The 15,886-nt window shown below is 61.2% G+C and carries 19 protein-coding genes; 7 read left to right on the top strand and 12 right to left on the bottom strand.

What is annotated here, in order from left to right; genetic code table 11:
• Positions 1 to 160 precede the first annotated feature (160 nt).
• The gene (locus JJQ76_RS09565) at positions 161 to 922 is read left to right on the top strand and encodes an SDR family oxidoreductase (protein WP_210396586.1); all 762 of its coding nucleotides are present in this window, start codon (positions 161 to 163) and stop codon (positions 920 to 922) included.
• Between the two features lie 852 nt (positions 923 to 1,774).
• A complete protein-coding gene (locus JJQ76_RS09560; RefSeq protein WP_210396585.1) occupies positions 1,775 to 2,089 on the top strand; it encodes an MGMT family protein in 315 nt (104 codons plus the stop codon).
• Here the strand turns inward: JJQ76_RS09560 and JJQ76_RS09555 are convergent.
• From JJQ76_RS09555 to JJQ76_RS09545, 3 genes are all read right to left on the bottom strand, one after another.
• Positions 2,060 to 2,311 (bottom strand): hypothetical protein, encoded by a 252-nt coding sequence (locus JJQ76_RS09555; RefSeq protein WP_210396584.1) that lies wholly within the window; start codon positions 2,309 to 2,311, stop codon positions 2,060 to 2,062. The genes JJQ76_RS09560 and JJQ76_RS09555 overlap by 30 nt on opposite strands.
• Before the next feature lie 89 nt (positions 2,312 to 2,400).
• Positions 2,401 to 3,672, bottom strand: coding sequence for an AmpG family muropeptide MFS transporter (locus JJQ76_RS09550; RefSeq protein WP_246480535.1), 1,272 nt, complete (start codon positions 3,670 to 3,672; stop codon positions 2,401 to 2,403).
• Between the two features lie 41 nt (positions 3,673 to 3,713).
• On the bottom strand, positions 3,714 to 4,196 hold the full coding sequence (locus JJQ76_RS09545; RefSeq protein WP_210396583.1) for a YajQ family cyclic di-GMP-binding protein: 483 nt from the start codon (positions 4,194 to 4,196) through the stop codon (positions 3,714 to 3,716).
• Positions 4,197 to 4,291: 95 nt separating this feature from the next.
• Between JJQ76_RS09545 and JJQ76_RS09540 the strand changes: the two genes are divergently transcribed.
• Positions 4,292 to 5,209 (top strand): 2-dehydropantoate 2-reductase, encoded by a 918-nt coding sequence (locus tag JJQ76_RS09540; RefSeq protein ID WP_210396582.1) that lies wholly within the window; start codon positions 4,292 to 4,294, stop codon positions 5,207 to 5,209.
• Between the two features lie 41 nt (positions 5,210 to 5,250).
• Positions 5,251 to 5,829, top strand: coding sequence for a cob(I)yrinic acid a,c-diamide adenosyltransferase (locus JJQ76_RS09535; RefSeq protein ID WP_210396581.1), 579 nt, complete (start codon positions 5,251 to 5,253; stop codon positions 5,827 to 5,829).
• Positions 5,830 to 5,838: 9 nt separating this feature from the next.
• Here JJQ76_RS09535 and JJQ76_RS09530 read toward each other — a convergent pair whose 3' ends face one another.
• Positions 5,839 to 6,459 (bottom strand): glutathione S-transferase family protein, encoded by a 621-nt coding sequence (locus JJQ76_RS09530; protein ID WP_210396580.1) that lies wholly within the window; start codon positions 6,457 to 6,459, stop codon positions 5,839 to 5,841.
• Positions 6,460 to 6,683: 224 nt separating this feature from the next.
• On the opposite strand from JJQ76_RS09530, the gene JJQ76_RS09525 reads away from it, so the two are divergent.
• On the top strand, positions 6,684 to 7,067 hold the full coding sequence (locus JJQ76_RS09525; RefSeq protein ID WP_210396579.1) for a winged helix-turn-helix transcriptional regulator: 384 nt from the start codon (positions 6,684 to 6,686) through the stop codon (positions 7,065 to 7,067).
• Here JJQ76_RS09525 and JJQ76_RS09520 read toward each other — a convergent pair.
• The 4 genes from JJQ76_RS09520 to cobU are packed head-to-tail and all read right to left on the bottom strand — an operon-like array spanning position 7,064 to position 10,051.
• Positions 7,064 to 7,834, bottom strand: coding sequence for an adenosylcobinamide-GDP ribazoletransferase (locus tag JJQ76_RS09520; protein WP_343232514.1), 771 nt, complete (start codon positions 7,832 to 7,834; stop codon positions 7,064 to 7,066). The two genes, JJQ76_RS09525 and JJQ76_RS09520, sit on opposite strands and share 4 nt — an antisense overlap.
• Positions 7,827 to 8,447, bottom strand: a complete 621-nt coding sequence (locus tag JJQ76_RS09515; protein WP_210396578.1) for a histidine phosphatase family protein — start codon at positions 8,445 to 8,447, stop codon at positions 7,827 to 7,829. The genes JJQ76_RS09520 and JJQ76_RS09515 overlap by 8 nt, the downstream gene beginning before the upstream one ends.
• Before the next feature lie 2 nt (positions 8,448 to 8,449).
• Positions 8,450 to 9,502: a nicotinate-nucleotide--dimethylbenzimidazole phosphoribosyltransferase gene (gene cobT, locus JJQ76_RS09510; protein WP_210396577.1), complete on the bottom strand. Its 1,053-nt coding sequence runs from the start codon at positions 9,500 to 9,502 to the stop codon at positions 8,450 to 8,452.
• 15 nt (positions 9,503 to 9,517) lie between these two features.
• Positions 9,518 to 10,051 carry a bifunctional adenosylcobinamide kinase/adenosylcobinamide-phosphate guanylyltransferase gene (cobU, locus tag JJQ76_RS09505; RefSeq protein WP_210396576.1) on the bottom strand — a complete coding sequence of 178 codons (534 nt, stop codon included), beginning with the start codon at positions 10,049 to 10,051 and terminating at the stop codon, positions 9,518 to 9,520.
• A 123-nt stretch (positions 10,052 to 10,174) separates the two neighbouring features.
• On the opposite strand from cobU, the gene JJQ76_RS09500 reads away from it, so the two are divergent.
• The gene (locus JJQ76_RS09500) at positions 10,175 to 10,723 is read left to right on the top strand and encodes a Z-ring associated ZapG family protein (protein ID WP_210396575.1); all 549 of its coding nucleotides are present in this window, start codon (positions 10,175 to 10,177) and stop codon (positions 10,721 to 10,723) included.
• Positions 10,724 to 10,767: 44 nt separating this feature from the next.
• On the opposite strand, the gene JJQ76_RS09495 is transcribed toward JJQ76_RS09500, so the two are convergent.
• Complete coding sequence (locus JJQ76_RS09495; protein WP_210396574.1) at positions 10,768 to 11,529, bottom strand: Nif3-like dinuclear metal center hexameric protein; 762 nt, start codon at positions 11,527 to 11,529, stop codon at positions 10,768 to 10,770.
• 83 nt (positions 11,530 to 11,612) lie between these two features.
• Here JJQ76_RS09495 and JJQ76_RS09490 point away from each other — a divergent pair, with 83 nt between their 5' ends.
• Positions 11,613 to 12,761: a Do family serine endopeptidase gene (locus JJQ76_RS09490; protein WP_210396573.1), complete on the top strand. Its 1,149-nt coding sequence runs from the start codon at positions 11,613 to 11,615 to the stop codon at positions 12,759 to 12,761.
• A gap of 40 nt (positions 12,762 to 12,801) precedes the next feature.
• Here JJQ76_RS09490 and hisC read toward each other — a convergent pair whose 3' ends face one another.
• From hisC to hisG, 3 genes are read right to left on the bottom strand one after another with little or no spacing between them, the layout of a single operon-like run.
• Positions 12,802 to 13,896 carry a histidinol-phosphate transaminase gene (gene hisC, locus JJQ76_RS09485; RefSeq protein ID WP_210396572.1) on the bottom strand — a complete coding sequence of 365 codons (1,095 nt, stop codon included), beginning with the start codon at positions 13,894 to 13,896 and terminating at the stop codon, positions 12,802 to 12,804.
• 1 nt (position 13,897) lies between these two features.
• Entirely contained in the window at positions 13,898 to 15,220 is a 1,323-nt protein-coding gene (gene hisD, locus JJQ76_RS09480; RefSeq protein ID WP_210396571.1) for a histidinol dehydrogenase, read from the bottom strand.
• The gene (gene hisG / locus JJQ76_RS09475) at positions 15,217 to 15,873 is read right to left on the bottom strand and encodes an ATP phosphoribosyltransferase (protein ID WP_210396570.1); all 657 of its coding nucleotides are present in this window, start codon (positions 15,871 to 15,873) and stop codon (positions 15,217 to 15,219) included. Before hisG ends, hisD begins: the two co-directional genes overlap by 4 nt.
• Positions 15,874 to 15,886 lie beyond the last annotated feature (13 nt).

Genomic DNA, 15,886 nt, shown 5'->3' with positions numbered 1-15,886 from the left:
GAGGCATCTAAACACAGAATTCATGATGCAACGCAGCATTTTTGACCATGGTCTAGATTGACCCTCCCCGCTGCGAACGGTAGCATTCCCGTTCGAAATAAGGGAAAACCCTAAACCAATCACTCTCCCGATAACGGGGGCTCTAATTCGAGATTGCGTTATGAATCTGCAAGATAAAGTGATCGTAATTACCGGCGGTGGACAAGGACTCGGCCGCGCCATGGCTCTTCATCTGGCGAAAAAAGGCGCCAAACCTGCATTGATCGACATGAATCCGGAAGCACTGGATGAAACCGTTGGTCTCTGTCTGGAACTGGGCGTGGAAGCCCGCGCCTACGTTGCCAACGTGGCGGACGAATCCTCGGTAACCGAGGTGTTCGACAGCATTGTCGCAGAGTTCGGTGCAATTCACGGCCTGGTCAACAACGCAGGCATCACCCGTGACGCCATGTTTATCAAAGCCAAAGATGGTGAAGTCACCAAGCGCATGTCACTGGATCAATGGCGTCAGGTGATCGACGTCAATCTAACCGGCGTGTTCCTGTGCGGTCGCGAAGCCGCCACCAAGATGATCGAAACCGGCTCTGAGGGCTGTATCGTCAACATCTCCAGCATCTCGCGCGCCGGCAACATGGGCCAGACCAACTACAGCGCTGCCAAGGCGGGCGTGGTTGCCCTGACCACCACCTGGGCCAAAGAGCTGGCCCGTTTCGGCATCCGCACCGGCGCCATCGCCCCGGGCTTTATCGGTACCGAGATGGTGATGAACATGAAGCCCGAAGCGCTGGACAAAATGACCGCCGGCATCCCGGCTAAGCGGGTCGGTGAACCGGATGAGATCGCCCACGCGGTCGCGTTTATTCTGGAAAACGACTACTTCAGCGGTCGCGTGATCGAAGTCGACGGTGCCCTGCGTCTGTAAGTTCTCGACCTCCTGATCTACCAAGCCGGCATTACGCCGGCTTTTTTATGTCGACCGATTTAGGCTGCTGTGGCCGAATACGGCGCAGAGCGGACATCTGAGATTGCTTCTATAAACGGTGTTTCAATCTCCTTCCAGTGCAATCAGATAGTCTTTGTTCCGCCCACCCGGGCGGGTCACTTTTTGTCCGTCGTGACAAAAAGTAACCAAAAAACACTCGCCCACAAAAGCCGCCCTACGGGACCTGCGCGCTGAACGCCCTTGAGGGGCACAACAGAATGGCCGTCCCTGGCCATACTGTTGCGGCGGCGGCCATCCGGGCCTTGCCCCTGCGGGCTGAAACCCTCAAGGGCATTCAGTGCTCGTCGTCTTTCGAAGGGCCGGGGGTGCCAGCCGCTCTCAGGGTGCCGTTATCTGTTTTTCTGGCTTGAGTAAGAATGCGGTAATCCGGCTGCGACTTGGCCCCTTTGGAGCCGATGAGCACGGTGACGGGGATTCGATCAGGCCCGCGCAAAGCGCGGGGCGAGGCATGGACGCCGAGCCGGATTGCGGCACAGGCAGGTGCCGTCCGATCCGCCAGAATCACCGTTGCCGCGCGCAGTGGACCCGTAGGGCGGCGGAACCAGGGGAGCATAAGGCACAAGTAGTTCTTTCTTCCCCTGTTCTTTGGAACGTTTGCCAAAGAATAGGGCCGCCCGGGTGGGCGGAAGAGAGGCTTTCAATCAGCGCAGATAAATAGCTTAAAATCCATACTGCCCGGCCTTGAACTAAAGACCGCTCTGCGCCGATTCAAGCCATCCGCTAAAACCTGCACACTGGTACGGCTACACAGAAAAGGGCTAGGATCGCGCTATGAGCGAATCACAGCAGCGCCAGCAGCAACTTCTGCAAACCCTCGCCGCCGTGCCTTTTGGACGGGTGGTTACCTATGGTCAATTGGCCGAACTAGCAGGCCTCCCCCGCGCCGCGCGCTTGGTGGGTAGCACCTTGAAGAAGCTGCCAGCCGACACCACCCTGCCCTGGCACCGAGTGATCAACGCCAGCGGCCGGATCAGCTTCCCGATCGACTCCGACGGCTATCGCCGCCAGCGCGCACGACTACTGGATGAGGGCATCGAGATCCAGGGTAATCGGGTGTCATTGACGCGGTATCGCTGGCAACCCTGACTCGTCACAGCGGCAGCAAGCGAGCAGGAACAGTTCCCGTACCGTGTCTTGCACCCGCTGCGGGCTGCAGCAAAAGTCGGTCACCACCAGATCGCCGCGCTCCAATAAACCGCGCACCCGTTCGGCCCCCCAGTCGATCAGCACCCGTCCGCTGCGACGGTCAGTCACCCGCAGCCGTGGCTGGGGTTGCTCCAGCCATGCATCTACGATGTAGGTCATCATTCTCGCCTCCATTTGCCGGACGTACCCAAGTGCACGTCGGGCTAGATAATAGACAAGAACAGAGCCTTAATGCAAATGATTCTTATTTACTATTGAGATATGGAAGCAGCGCCGGTTGGCTGACGCGGTCCACTCCAGGGCGCCACCCAGAACAGCATCAACATGCCGGGCAAGGCGATCAGGGCGCAAAGCAGAAAGAAATCGGTATAGCCCATCGCCTCCACCAGAAAGCCGGTGCTGGCGTTAGCAAAGGTACGCGGAATACTAGCCAGACTGGTAAACAGCGCCAACTGCGTCGCGGTAAAACGCTTGTCAGTCAGCCGCGCCATGAAGGCCACAAACGCCGCCGTACCGAGGCCGACGCCAAAATACTCGAACGCCACCACGGCAAACAGGGCGGAGGGGTTGGCGCCGATCTCCGCCAGCGCCGCGAACCCCAGAATCGATACCACCTGTACCACGCCAAAGATCCACAACGAGCGATTGATACCCAGTTTGATCATTACCACGCCGCCCACCAGACCGCCGACAATCGACGCCCCCAGCGATGCGCCCTTGGCGATGGTGCCGATCTCCGTTTTGCTGAAGCCCAGATCGAGATAGAACGGCGTCGACAGTGCCGTGGCCATGCTGTCACCCAGCTTGTAGAGCAGAATAAAACCCAGCGCCGCCAGCGCGGTGCGCAGGGTCGAACGGGAGAAAAACTCGTGGAAAGGCTCTACCACCGCCGCCCGCAATGTCAGCGGTGGCGCACCGGTGACCGGTTCGGGCGCAAACAGCGACGTCAGCAACCCCACCAGCATGAACGCGGCCACCACCAGATGAACGGTCTCCCAGGGCAACTGATCAGCCAGAATCAGCGCCAGCGAGCCCGGCACCAGGCTGGAAAAACGGTAGGCATTCACAAACAGCGAATTGCCCAGCCCCAGCTCCTCATCGGGCAGCAACTCGCGCCGATAGGCATCCAGCACGATATCCTGCGTGGCACTGAACAGCGCCACCGCAAACACCACATAAGCCACCGCAGTGATCGAATCGGTGGGATTAAACAGCGCAAAGGCGGCGATCGACAACAGCAGCGCCAACTGGGTCAGGATCATCCACCCGCGGCGGCGGCCAAACAGCGGCGGCACATAGCGGTCCAGCGCCGGCGACCAGAGAAACTTCCATGTGTAGGGGAAGGCCACCAGCGAAAACAGACCGATGGTTTCCAAGCTCACGCCTTCATCACGGAGCCAGGCCGGCACCAGTTGATAAAGGATGTAGAGCGGCAAGCCCGAGGAAAAACCGGTGAGGATGCAGATCAGCATCCTTCGATTAAAAATGGCGTTCCACAGCGCGGAGGAGCGGTCAGCGTTCAAAAGCGGCCTCGCGGGCAGGTGAGTGAAACGTCGCGCCGGCCTCAGTCACGGAAATTGGTGTACTGCAACGGCACATCCAGCTCCGCTTCACGCAACATGGCGATCGCCTGCTGCAGATCGTCGCGCTTCTTGCCGGTGACCCGCACCTGATCACCCTGGACCTGAGTCTGCACTTTCATCTTGCGGTCCTTGATCATCTTGGTGATCTTTTTTGCCGTGGGCTGATCCAGCCCCTGCTTGAGCACCACCTGCTGTTTAACCTTCATGCCGCTGGCGACGTGAGGCTTGATATCCATCGCTTTGACGTCGATCTTGCGATTAACCAGTTTACCCCGCAGGATGTCCATCATCTGCTGCAGCTGAAAATCGACTTCTGCCGTCAGGGTAATGTCGCTGTCGCCGAGGTCAAAGCGGGCGTCAACGCCTTTGAAATCAAACCGGGTGGAGACTTCACGATTGGCCTGATCCACGGCGTTTTGCACTTCGTGCATATCGATTTCTGAGACCACATCAAAAGACGGCATCGTTCACTCCCTTGGGATGTTGTAGGACGGATGGCACAATAGAGCCGAGATTCTAACCCAGCTGCTAGCCGCTTTCATCCGTCAGGCCGCAAACCATGTCACAGCCTTCAACTCCGTTCTGGCACCTGCTCGGCGCCGGTAGCATCGGCACCCTGTTCGCCGCGGGGTTGAATCGTCGTCAATGCCCGCCCCGGCTGATCCTGCGCACGGCGGATCAGCCCGTCAGCACCCTGACCCTCTGCCATGGCGATCAACGCTACCGCTTCAACGCGGCCGCAGAAACCGCAGCGACCGACACTCCGATTCGGCGCTTGCTGGTCACCACCAAAGCGTATCAGAGCGTCAGTGCGCTCGACTCAATAGCCCATCGGCTGACGCCCGATGCGGTAATCGTCGTGCTCCACAACGGTTACGGCCCGCAGCAGCAGATCGCCCACCGCTGGCCCCAGCTGCGCATTTACGCCGGCACCACCACCGAAGGTGCGTACCGCCACAATGCCCGCGAAGTGGTGCATGCGGGTCTCGGAGAAACTTGGCTGGGGCCGATCAACCATGCCGCAAAGCTGGCGGGCAGCGCGCCGCTGGCGCCTCTGCTGGAACTGGAGCTGGGCGTCAGCTACGACAGCGAGATCGATACCCGGCTGTGGCAGAAACTGGCCCTTAACGCGGCGATCAACGGCCTGACCGTGATTCACGACTGCCAGAATGGCGAGCTGGCCCGCCAGCCAGAGATGCGGGCGCAGATGGCTGCGCTGTGCGCAGAAACCGAGGCGATTGCCCAGGCGCTTGGCCAACCGCTGTTCGACCAGCCGCTGTTCACCCGAGCGCTGGTCGTTGCCGAAGCCACCGGCAGCAATTACTCTTCCATGCTGCAGGATGTTCGCCACGGCCGCCGTACCGAGCTCGACAGCATCAACGGCACCCTTTGCCAACTGGCGGAGCAGACGCAGATCGAGGCACCCACCCACCACTGGCTGGTGACCGAAGTAAACCGCCGCATCAACGGCAACTGAACCGGACGCCAGCCGGACGCACAGCCGCACAAGGAGCACCCATGGGCAACCGCCTGTCGAAAATCTACACCCGCACCGGTGACAAAGGCACCACCGGCCTCGGCGATGGTTCACGGATCGCCAAGGATGACGCCCGCATCGAAGCGATTGGCGACATTGACGAACTCAACAGTTGCCTCGGGCTGCTCAACAGCGAACTGGACAACGCTGATCAACTGTACCCGCTGTTCACCGAAGTGCAGCAGGTGTTGTTCAATCTGGGCGGCGAACTATCGGTACCGGGCTACGCACTGGTCACCGCGGAGCAGGTGGCTTACCTGGAACAGCAGCTCGACGCCCTCAATGCCGAACTACCGCCCTTAACCGATTTCATCCTGCCCGGCGGCAGCCGACCGGCCTCGGTCTGCCATCTGGCCCGGGCCGTGTGCCGCCGCGCCGAGCGGCGACTGGTTTCGCTGGCGCGCGATGCCGAGGTACGCGCCGAATGCCAGCAATACCTGAATCGCCTGTCCGATCTGTTGTTCGTTACCGCCCGTACCCTCGCCCGCCGCAATGGCGGAAACGAGGTACTCTGGCGCCACCGTGCCGAGCAAGCCGCCAAGGGCAACAACGAGGAATGACCCTGCGCCTTAGCCCAGCGCTGCCTGAGCGCGCTGCACCGCGGGCCGCGCCTTGATCGCGTCCACCCACTGCCGGATGCGAGGGTAGCCCGCCAGATCGATACGGGTCTGCGGGCATATTTCGAACTGGCTGTAACCGATGATGTCGGCAATGCTGAAGCGGTTGTTGGCAAGGAACGTCTGCCCCTCAAGCTGCCGCTCCAGCACCGGTAACTGCTGCTCCAGCATCGTCTGCGCTTCGGCCAGCACCGCTTCATCCGGCGGCTGCCGGAAAAAGTGGCGCTTGATCACCTCCTCCCAGTAGAACTGCAATACCCAGCGCCCGGCGTGGTGGCTCAGAAACTCTGCCCACTGGTCAACCTGCGCCCGCGCCGCCAGAGCCTCAGGGTAGAGCTCGCTGCCACCCAGACCCGCCAGATAACGGCAGATGGCGTTACTCTCGAACAGCGTCAACTCATCATGTTCAATCGCCGGCGTTTTACCCAGCGGGTGGCGGCGCAGATGCTCCGGTGACCGCTGCTCACCCTTGGCGAGATCCACTCGGCTCAACTGATAACGCAAGCCCGCCTCTTCGGCGGTGATCATCACCTTGGTGTTATTCGGGGTAGGAAAAGCATAGATTCGCAACATCGCAAAACCCTCGGGATTGGTGGATGCAGCGGGGAGGTATCTCCCGCCCGCCAGTTACTTTATTTTTTAAAGTAACAACAAAGGTAGCATGACACTTTAATTATGCAAGCTGCTAAACTCTGCTTTCAGCCTTTCGAACAGACCAGTCGCACTCGGTGCCATCGCAGCACGGTCGCGACCCCGATTCAAAGGCATCTATTTAATCGATCCATGGAGCGCTGAACTTGCCGGAGAACTGTGACTTCAAACGCTCACCCTGCCCGATCGCCAACGTGCTCGACCTGATCGGCGATCGCTGGTCACTGGTGATTTTGCGTGACCTGTTTCTGGGCAAGCGCCGCTATGGTGACTTCACCCGCTCGCCTGAGAAGATTCCCACCAATCTGCTGGCCGAGCGGCTGAAACGGCTGCAGCGTGAAGGGTTGATTGACAAGGTGGCGTATCAACAGCAGCCCCCCCGGTACGAATACCACCTGACCGCCAAGGGGCGCGACACCCGCCCGATACTGGAAGCGATGGCGCGCTGGGGAAACCGTTACATACCCGGCACCTTCGTGCCGCCTGACGACTTTTGGCAGCAGCCCGACCCGACTGGAGGTGAGGGTTAGTGAAGACCGATCAGTAGCCCGGCGAGCAGGGTCACTTCCAGCAGCTCTACCATGGCCCCGGCGGTGTCGCCGGTGGTACCGCCGATACGCCGGCACATCAGGGCTCGAAGCCCGAGAAAAGCACCCGCGCCCGCTAACAGGGCCAGCCAGGCAGGGCTGCCCAGCAGCAGCGTCAGCACCACCACCAGCAGCAGCAGATGGCGTAGTTCGCGGCGGGGCAGTTCTGCGGCCAACACCTCGCCCAGCCCGCCCGGGCGAACATAGGGGGTTGTCATAAACAAAAGCGGAATCGCACTGCGCGCCAGCATCGGCACCAACACCAGCCACCCTGCCGCACTAGCCACCACAGCGCTCAACAACGCCGCTTTCAGCAGCAGTACCAACACCAGCCAGACCACCGCTGACGGCCCGCAGGTGGGGTCTTTCATCAGCGCCAGCGTTCGTTCCCGATCTCCCAGGCCGCCAGCCCAGGCATCGGCGCTGTCGGCCAAACCATCGAGGTGCAGACCTCCGGTCAGCACCACCCACAGCAGCAACAGCAGCGCTCCCTGCACCCACGGCCACTGCGGCAACACCCCGGCCAGCAACGCCTGCGCCAGCCACAACAGGGCGCCAATAGTCGCCCCCACCAGCGGATACCACAGCAGCGAACGTCCCAGGGTCCGATTATCCAGCACACCGGTGTCCGGCATGGGTATACGGGTAAGAAATTGAAACGCCAACAGCAGCGAGTGCCAGCGAGCCGAGGGAAGGACGGAGTCAGCCACCCATGGACTCCGTTATCCGATTGACGAAGCGGACCTCTATTCCGGTCAGTTGGTCGCCTTCGCTGTAACACTCCACCCGACTGCAACCGGCATAATCGATCGCCAGACGCTGGCTGTTGGCCAGTGGCATCTCCAGCCAGTGCGCCAACAGCACCCGAATAACACCACTGTGGGTGATCAGCAGCAGGCGCTCACCCGGGTGATCACGATACAGGGTTTCGACAACCGCCAGCGCGCGCTGCTGCAGGTCGGCCATGTTCTCGCCCCCCGGGGGCGGATAAGTCACCGGGTCACGCCAGAACGCCATCACCGCTTCGCTCTGGCGTGACCAGACCTCGGCCAGTGGCTGCCCATCCCAAAAACCGAAATCCAGCTCAGCGAGCCCTTCCCGAATCGCCAGCGGTCGCTGCAAGCGCACCGCCAGCGCTTCGGCAAACACCCGGCAGCGCTTCAGGGGAGAACAGAAAATACGATCCCAGCCTCCGTCGGCGGTGGCGTAAAGCAGCTGCTGCCAGCCATCTTCAGACAATTCTGAATCTGTGCGCCCGCGATAGATGGCGCCATCGCGGCAGGCACCGTGACGGAGCAGGTCGAGGCGGGTGCAGCGTTCCATGGTCAGCCCGCCTCCGATACCGTGGCTTCGGCAAAGGTGGCCATCTGGTTCTGCAAGGCACAAGCCGCCTGCAGAATCGGCACGGCCAGCGCCGCGCCGCTGCCTTCGCCCAGACGCATATCCAGTTTCAGCACCGGCTCCGCCTCCAGCGCCTCGAGCAGAATGCGGTGTCCGGGTTCGGCCGACTGATGTCCGAACAACATCCATTCGCGTACCGTCGGGTTGATCCGCACTGCGGTCAGTGCCGCCGCGGTGGTGATAAAACCATCCACCAGCATCGGCAGACCACGCTGGGCACAGCGAACAAAGGCCCCCGTGATGGCGGCGATCTCCAGCCCTCCGACAGCCGCCAAAGTCGCCACCGGATCGCTGGCCGTGGGCTGATGCAGTGCCAGCGCCCGCGCGATCACCTCGGCTTTACGGCTGACACCGGACGCATCCAACCCGACACCAGGACCCGCCATCTGCACCGGCTGCAGATCCAGAAATACGCACGCCAGTGCCGTTGCCGGGGTGGTATTACCGATTCCCATCTCGCCGGCAACGAAGAGTTGCGCCCCGCTTGCAACCGCGCGATCCACGGTTTCACACCCCACCAGCAGCGCATCTTCAACCTGCGCACTGCTCATGGCCGACTGCTGACAAAAGTTGGCGGTGCCGGCCATCACCCGGCAGTCAAGCACCGCATCCAGTGCCTCCATCTCATCCACGGTGCCGACGTTAACGATTTCAAACTGCGCGTTAATGCGCCGCGCCAGCACCGAAATCGCCGCGCCACCGCGGGAGAAGTTGCGAATCATCTCCTGGGTCACCACCTGCGGAAAGGCGGACACCCCTTCGGCAGTCACACCGTGATCCGCCGCAAAAACAGCTAGTGATACGCGCTCCAGCTGCGGCGTCAACGAGCCCTGCAGTGACGATAGGCGCACCGCCAAACGCTCCAGGTGACCGAGCGACCCTTGCGGCTTGGTCAACTGATCCTGACGCGTCAGCGCCTGCTGTTCGATCTCGATGCTACGCGGCGCGGTCGCGCCCAGATACCAGGATGTGGTCAATGGCTTCTTCTCTCGTTACAACACAACGGTGGATGGTTTAAGCACATGGGGTAGTCCGGCCACCGTCAGTATAACCCGGTCACAGGCGGCACCCAGGCGCTGATGCAGCCAGCCGTTATGATCCTGAAACTGCCGACTCAGCTCACCCAGCGGTACGATGCCGAGACCGACCTCGTTACCCACCAGAATCTGCTGGCCGGCCAGTCGCGGCAGCACAGCGTCCAGGGCGTCGAGTTCCTGCTCCATGCGCTCGGGTTGCTGCAGGCAGAGCAAATTGCTCAACCAGAGGGTCAGACAATCCACCAGCAGACAGCGCTGCGCAGAAGCCTCGCGTTCCAATGTGGCCGCCAGCGCCAATGGCTCTTCGACCAGACGCCAGTGGGTCGGGCGTTGAGTTTGATGGCGGCTGATACGCTCGGCCATCTCGGTATCATTTGCCGTAGCGGTGGCGATGTAGACCACCTCTAAACCGCTATCGATCGCCAGTTGTTCGGCCAGGCGACTTTTACCAGAGCGTGCCCCGCCCAGAATCAGTTGTTTCACCCGCATCCCTCTGATTTATCTGGCGCGATACTAGCAACCATGCCCTGCCCGGGCAACGAGAGCCTTTGTCAGCGCAGAGGTTTTCGAGTATCTTGCAGCAAACGCCCCACCATAGAGAGGAACAATAACGTGGATGAGCTGAGCACCCTGTGGATCGTCGGAGTCATCGCCCTGCTGATCGGTGCCGTGATCGGCCTGCTGATCGCCCGTAGCAGCTCAGGGGGGCAAAGCCGCGAGGCGTTGATCGAGGAACTGAACGACGCCCGGCGAGAGATGGAAGAGTACAAACAGGAGGTCAGCGTTCACTTCGCCCAGACCGCTGACCTGGTCAACAGGCTTACCGACAGCTACCGGGACGTTCACCAGCACCTGTCCAAGAGCGCGCAAAAGCTGTGTGACGATGAAACCCTGGTGGCCAGCCTGATGGCCCAGGAACAGCGCCCGGTGCTGACCAGCCCTGCAACCGACAACGCTGAAGAGCAGACCGACACGGCGGTCGAAGCGCCCAAGGATTATGCCCCCAAAGCCCCCGACGACGAAGGCACCCTGTCGGAGCAGTACGGCCTCAAGCGCAAAACCGGTCAGGAATCGGAAGAGGAGCCGTTTGATCCCACCAAGGTAGCCGACCACGTTCCTGATGATGCGGCCACGGACGACGACCAAAAAGCGCGCTCTTAAGCGCGCTTTTTGGTTCCGCCTGCCACCACCGGCAGGGCCAGACCTCACACTGGATTGTCGATCTCGATATAGCGGTGCTCGATACCAAACCGCTCTGCCAGCGCGTCGCCCAGTGCCTGCACCCCGTAGCGCTCTGAGGCGTGATGACCCACGGCGAAATAGGCAATATCGTGCTCCCGCGCACTGTGTACCGTCGGCTCTGAAATCTCCCCACTGACGTAGGCATCCAGCCCCAGGGCTACCGCTTGCTCGATATAGCCCTGCGCTGCGCCGGTACACCAGCCGATACGACGAATCTCACGATCAGGGTCACCGATCAGCTGCGGTTCGCGCGCCAGAGTGCGAGCCACGCGGGCCGCAAACGCGGCGGCAGTTTCCGGCTGCGCCAGCTGCCCCCAAAGCCCCACACTTTGGCGCGCCACGGGATCCAGCGGCCCCTCGACACTCAGACCGAGGCGCTTGGCCAGCTGCACGTTATTGCCGTAATCCGCATGCAGGTCCAGCGGCAGATGATAGGCCAGCAAACTGATATCGGCGGCCAACAGGCTCTGCAAGCGGCGCTTTTTGAGCCCGGTCACGCAGGGGTTCTCCCCCTTCCAGAAATAGCCGTGGTGGACCAGTACCGCGTCAGCACCGGCTTCAACTGCGGCGTCGATCAACGCCTGACAGGCGGTGACACCGGTTACCAAACGCCGCACCTCGGACCGACCTTCCACCTGCAACCCGTTGGGGCAGTAATCGGAAATGGTGGCGGGCTGCAGCCATTCGTCGATCTGGTTGAGTAGCTGTTTCAGGGGCACACTCATGGTCAAACTCCGTCAGAAAAATTTTTCGCACCTGCGAACCGCATCCGTATAATGACCCCTTTGCTCGGTCCACCGGTAGGGTCATGCGTAAATACACCTCCATGCTGCTATGGCCGGTCGCGGCAGGCGTTATCGTCGCGCTGGTTATGCTCTCGCTGTTTCCCGAGGGAATCAACCCGCGCCTGAAAACCGTGGAGGTGTACGTTGCGCCGCCAGCCGGACAGAGCAACGGCGGGCCGGTTTCATACGCGGACGCGGTGCGCCGCGCCGCGCCCGCGGTGGTTAACATCTATACTCGCCGCGAGGTCGATGAAGACAGCGCCAACCCGCTGCTGCAGGACCCCTATTTCCGCGAGTTCTTCGGCGACCAGCCGGCCCCCAACGAACACAGCCAGGCTAGCCTGGGCTCCGGCGTCATTATCAGCCCCCAGGGCTACCTGCTGACCAACAATCATGTCATCGCCGATGCCGATATCATCCTAGTGGCGCTGCGCGACGGACGTGAAACCGCCGCCGAAGTGATCGGCACCGATCCCGAAACCGATATCGCGGTACTGCGGATCAATCTGCCTGACCTGCCGGTCATCACCCTCGGCACCTCGGAACAGCTGCAGATCGGCGATGTGGTGCTGGCCATCGGCAACCCTTTTGGCGTAGGGCAGACGGTCACCCAGGGAATCGTCAGTGCCACCGGGCGTAACCGACTCGGCATCAATACTTACGAAAACTTTATCCAGACCGATGCTGCGATCAACCCCGGCAACTCCGGTGGCGCGCTGATCGACGCTCACGGCAACATGATTGGACTCAACACCGCCATCTTCTCCCGCTCCGGCGGCTCGCAAGGAATTGGCTTTGCCATCCCCTCGGATCTGGCCCGCAACATCACCGACAATATCCTTGCCAACGGTCGCGTCGTCCGTGGTTGGCTGGGCATTGAAGCACAGGAGATGACGCCGGTACTGGCCGAGTCCTTCGGGCTGAAAGAGAAACGCGGTCTGATCATCGCCGGCATCTTCCGTAACAGCCCGGCGCATCAGGCGGGCCTGCAGCCGGGCGACATTCTGCTCGAAATCGACGATATACCGGTGGAAAACTCGCGCACGGCCATGAACCAGATCGCCCGCACCATGCCCGGCGAGACCATGGCGATGACCATTTTGCGCAACGGTGAAACCCGGTCCATCGACGTACTGATCGGCGATCGCCCACGGCAAAGACCCCAAGGCTGAGACAGCCACGGGGTCCGACGCGGAGGGCAACAATTAAGCGTTAGCTGTCGAGGATAGCCGCCAGTTCTTCCAGCAAACGGGCATTTTCCGCGCTACTGCCGACCGTCAACCGCAGACAATCCGCCAGGGCCGGATGAGAGCCGTCCAGCACCTTGATCAAAATGCCGCGCAACTTCAGGGCTTCGAAAATATCACGTGCGCGCCCGGCCGGCGTGCGTACCAGCACAAAGTTGGCTTCGCTCGGCCACACGGCAAGAGCCGGTATCTGGCGGAGCATCTCCACCATCAGCTCGCGATCCTGACGCAGCTGACGGGTCTGCGCCTTGAGCACATCGAAGTGCTGCAACGCAAACACCGCGCTGGCCTGGGTCAGCACATTGATGTTGTAAGGCAGGCGCAGCTTATCCAGTTCACCCAGCCATTCAGGCTTGCCGATCAAGAGACCGAGCCGCAGACCGGCCAGTCCCACCTTGGAGAGCGTGCGCATCACCACCAGATTGTCGTATTCATCCAGCAGCGGCAGCGAGTCAGTATCGGTAAACGCGGTGTAGGCTTCGTCCAGCACCACCAGGCCATCGGCCGCTTCGATAATAGCGCGCACCTTGGCTTCCTCGAACAGGTTGCCGGTGGGGTTATTGGGCTGAGCCAGAAAGATCAGCGCCGGCTGGTGGGTTTTCACCGCTGCCAGCATCGCCTCCAGATCGAGTTCGAAGTTATCGCCCAAGGGGACACCGATATACTCCATGCCGACAAACGTGCCGATCATGCGGTACATCACAAAGCTGGGCTCCGGAGCCAAAATCGAACGTCCGGGCGCGGTCACCGCCAGAGCCAGCAGCTGAATAATTTCGTCAGAGCCGTTGCCGAGCAACACCTCATAGTCGTCGGCCACACCCATCACCTGACGCAATCCGGCCTTGACCGCCTCCGCACCCGGTTCTGGATAGCGGTTGATGCTGACCTCGTTGAGGGTATCCAGCCACTGGCGCTTGAGCGGGTCAGGCCACTGGTAGGGGTTTTCCATCGCGTCGAGCTTGAGCAACCCGGCTGCCGGTGGAACGTGGTAGGCTGACAAAGCGCGAATTTCAGGGCGAACCAGCGCCTCAACGCGCTGACTGAGCGGGCGGGTCGACATCTTATTCGTTGTCCTCGGGCAGAATACGGTATTCAGCTGAACGGGCATGAGCCGTCAGGCTTTCGCCCCGTGCCAGCACCGACGCCACCTTGCCCATCTCGGAAGCGCCCTGGGCGGAAAACTGGATCAGCGACGAGCGCTTCTGAAAGTCATACACCCCCAGCGGCGATGAAAAGCGCGCCGTGCCGGAGGTCGGCAGAACATGATTGGGCCCGGCACAATAGTCGCCCAGCGCTTCGGCGGTGTAACGCCCCATAAAGATCGCACCGGCATGACGGATCTGCGGCAACAGCGCTTGCGGGTCGGCAACCGAAAGCTCCAGATGCTCCGGCGCGATGCGGTTTATCATCGCCACCGCCTGATCAAGGTCATCGACCTTGATCAGCGCACCGCGACCTCGCAATGAAGCCTCGATAATCTCGGCGCGTTCCATGGTGGGCAGCAGCTTGCCGATACTGGCTTCAACCGCATCCAGATAGGCGCTGTCATGGCACACCAGAATCGACTGGGCATTTTCGTCATGCTCGGCCTGGGAGAACAGGTCCATGGCGACCCAGTCCGGGTCGGTCTGGCCATCGCAGACCACCAGAATCTCCGACGGTCCGGCGATCATGTCGATCCCAACTACCCCGAACACCGCCCGTTTGGCGGTGGCGACGAAGATATTACCGGGGCCGACGATCTTGTCGACCGCAGGTACTGTTGCGGTACCGTAGGCCAGTGCAGCAACCGCCTGAGCCCCGCCAATGGTGAATACCCGATCGACACCCGCTAGCGCGGCGGCCGCCATCACCAGCTCGTTGACCTCGCCACCCGGCGTGGGCACCACCATGACAATCTCTTTCACCCCGGCCACTTTAGCCGGCAGCGCGTTCATCAGCACCGACGAGGGGTAAGAGGCCTTGCCTCCAGGCACATAGATCCCCACCCGGTCCATCGGCGTGACCTGCTGGCCCAGCAAGGTGCCGTCCGCTTCCTGGTACTGCCAGGAGCTTTGCTTTTGACGCTCATGGTAGCTACGAACCCGCTTGGCGGCGGTTTCCAGCGCTTGACGCTGCTCGGCGGGCAGACCGTCGAGGGCAGCCTGCAGCCGCTCCCGGCCCAACTCCAGTGCTGCCATGCTGTCGACCGAAAGACGATCAAAGCGATTGGTGAATTCCACCACCGCGCTGTCGCCGTCGCTGCGCACGCGCGCCAGCACTTCGTCGACGATGGCGTTGACCTGGGGATCAGAAACCGACTCCCAGGCCAGCAGTTGATCCAGCTTACGCTCAAAGCCGGCATCTGCGGCGTTCAGGCGGCGAAGATTCAGCTCAGCACTCATACCGATACCTCCTCTGTACGCGCAGCCTCCACCGCCTGGCGCAGGCGTTCAATGATGGGCTGGATCTGGGCGTGCTTCATCTTGGTCGCCGCCTGTCCCGCCACCAGCCGGGTACTGATCGGCGCGATCAGTTCACGCGGTTCCATCCCGTTGGCACGCAAGGTGTTGCCGGTATCGACAATATCGACGATCTCGTCCGCCAGCCCCATCAACGGCGCCAGCTCCATTGCCCCGTAGAGCTTGATGATATCCACCTGAACACCTTGCTCGGCGTAGTAGGCTTTGGCCACATTGACGAACTTGGTTGCCACCTTCATTCGCCGACCCGCTACCTGTTCACCCACCTTGCCGGCGGTCATCAGACGACAGCGGGAGATCTCCAGATCCAGCGGTTCATATAGCCCTTTGGCGCCGTGTTCCAGCAACACATCCTTGCCGGCCACGCCGAGATCCGCTGCACCGTACTCGACGTAGGTGGGCACATCGGTCGCCCGAATCACCAACAATTTGATATGCGCATGGTTGGTATCGAAGATCAGCTTGCGGCTCTGGCTAATATCTTCAGCCGGTTCGATACCCGCCGCCGCGAGCAGCGGCAGCGTTTCCTTGAGGATGCGTCCCTTGGACAGCGCGATGGTGATCGGTTGATTCATGAGGATTGTTAGA

It is taken from the genome of Motiliproteus sediminis, assembly GCF_017912535.1.
GTDB lineage: Bacteria > Pseudomonadota > Gammaproteobacteria > Pseudomonadales > Balneatricaceae > Motiliproteus > Motiliproteus sediminis.
This window is presented reverse-complemented; position numbering and strand designations above follow the sequence as displayed.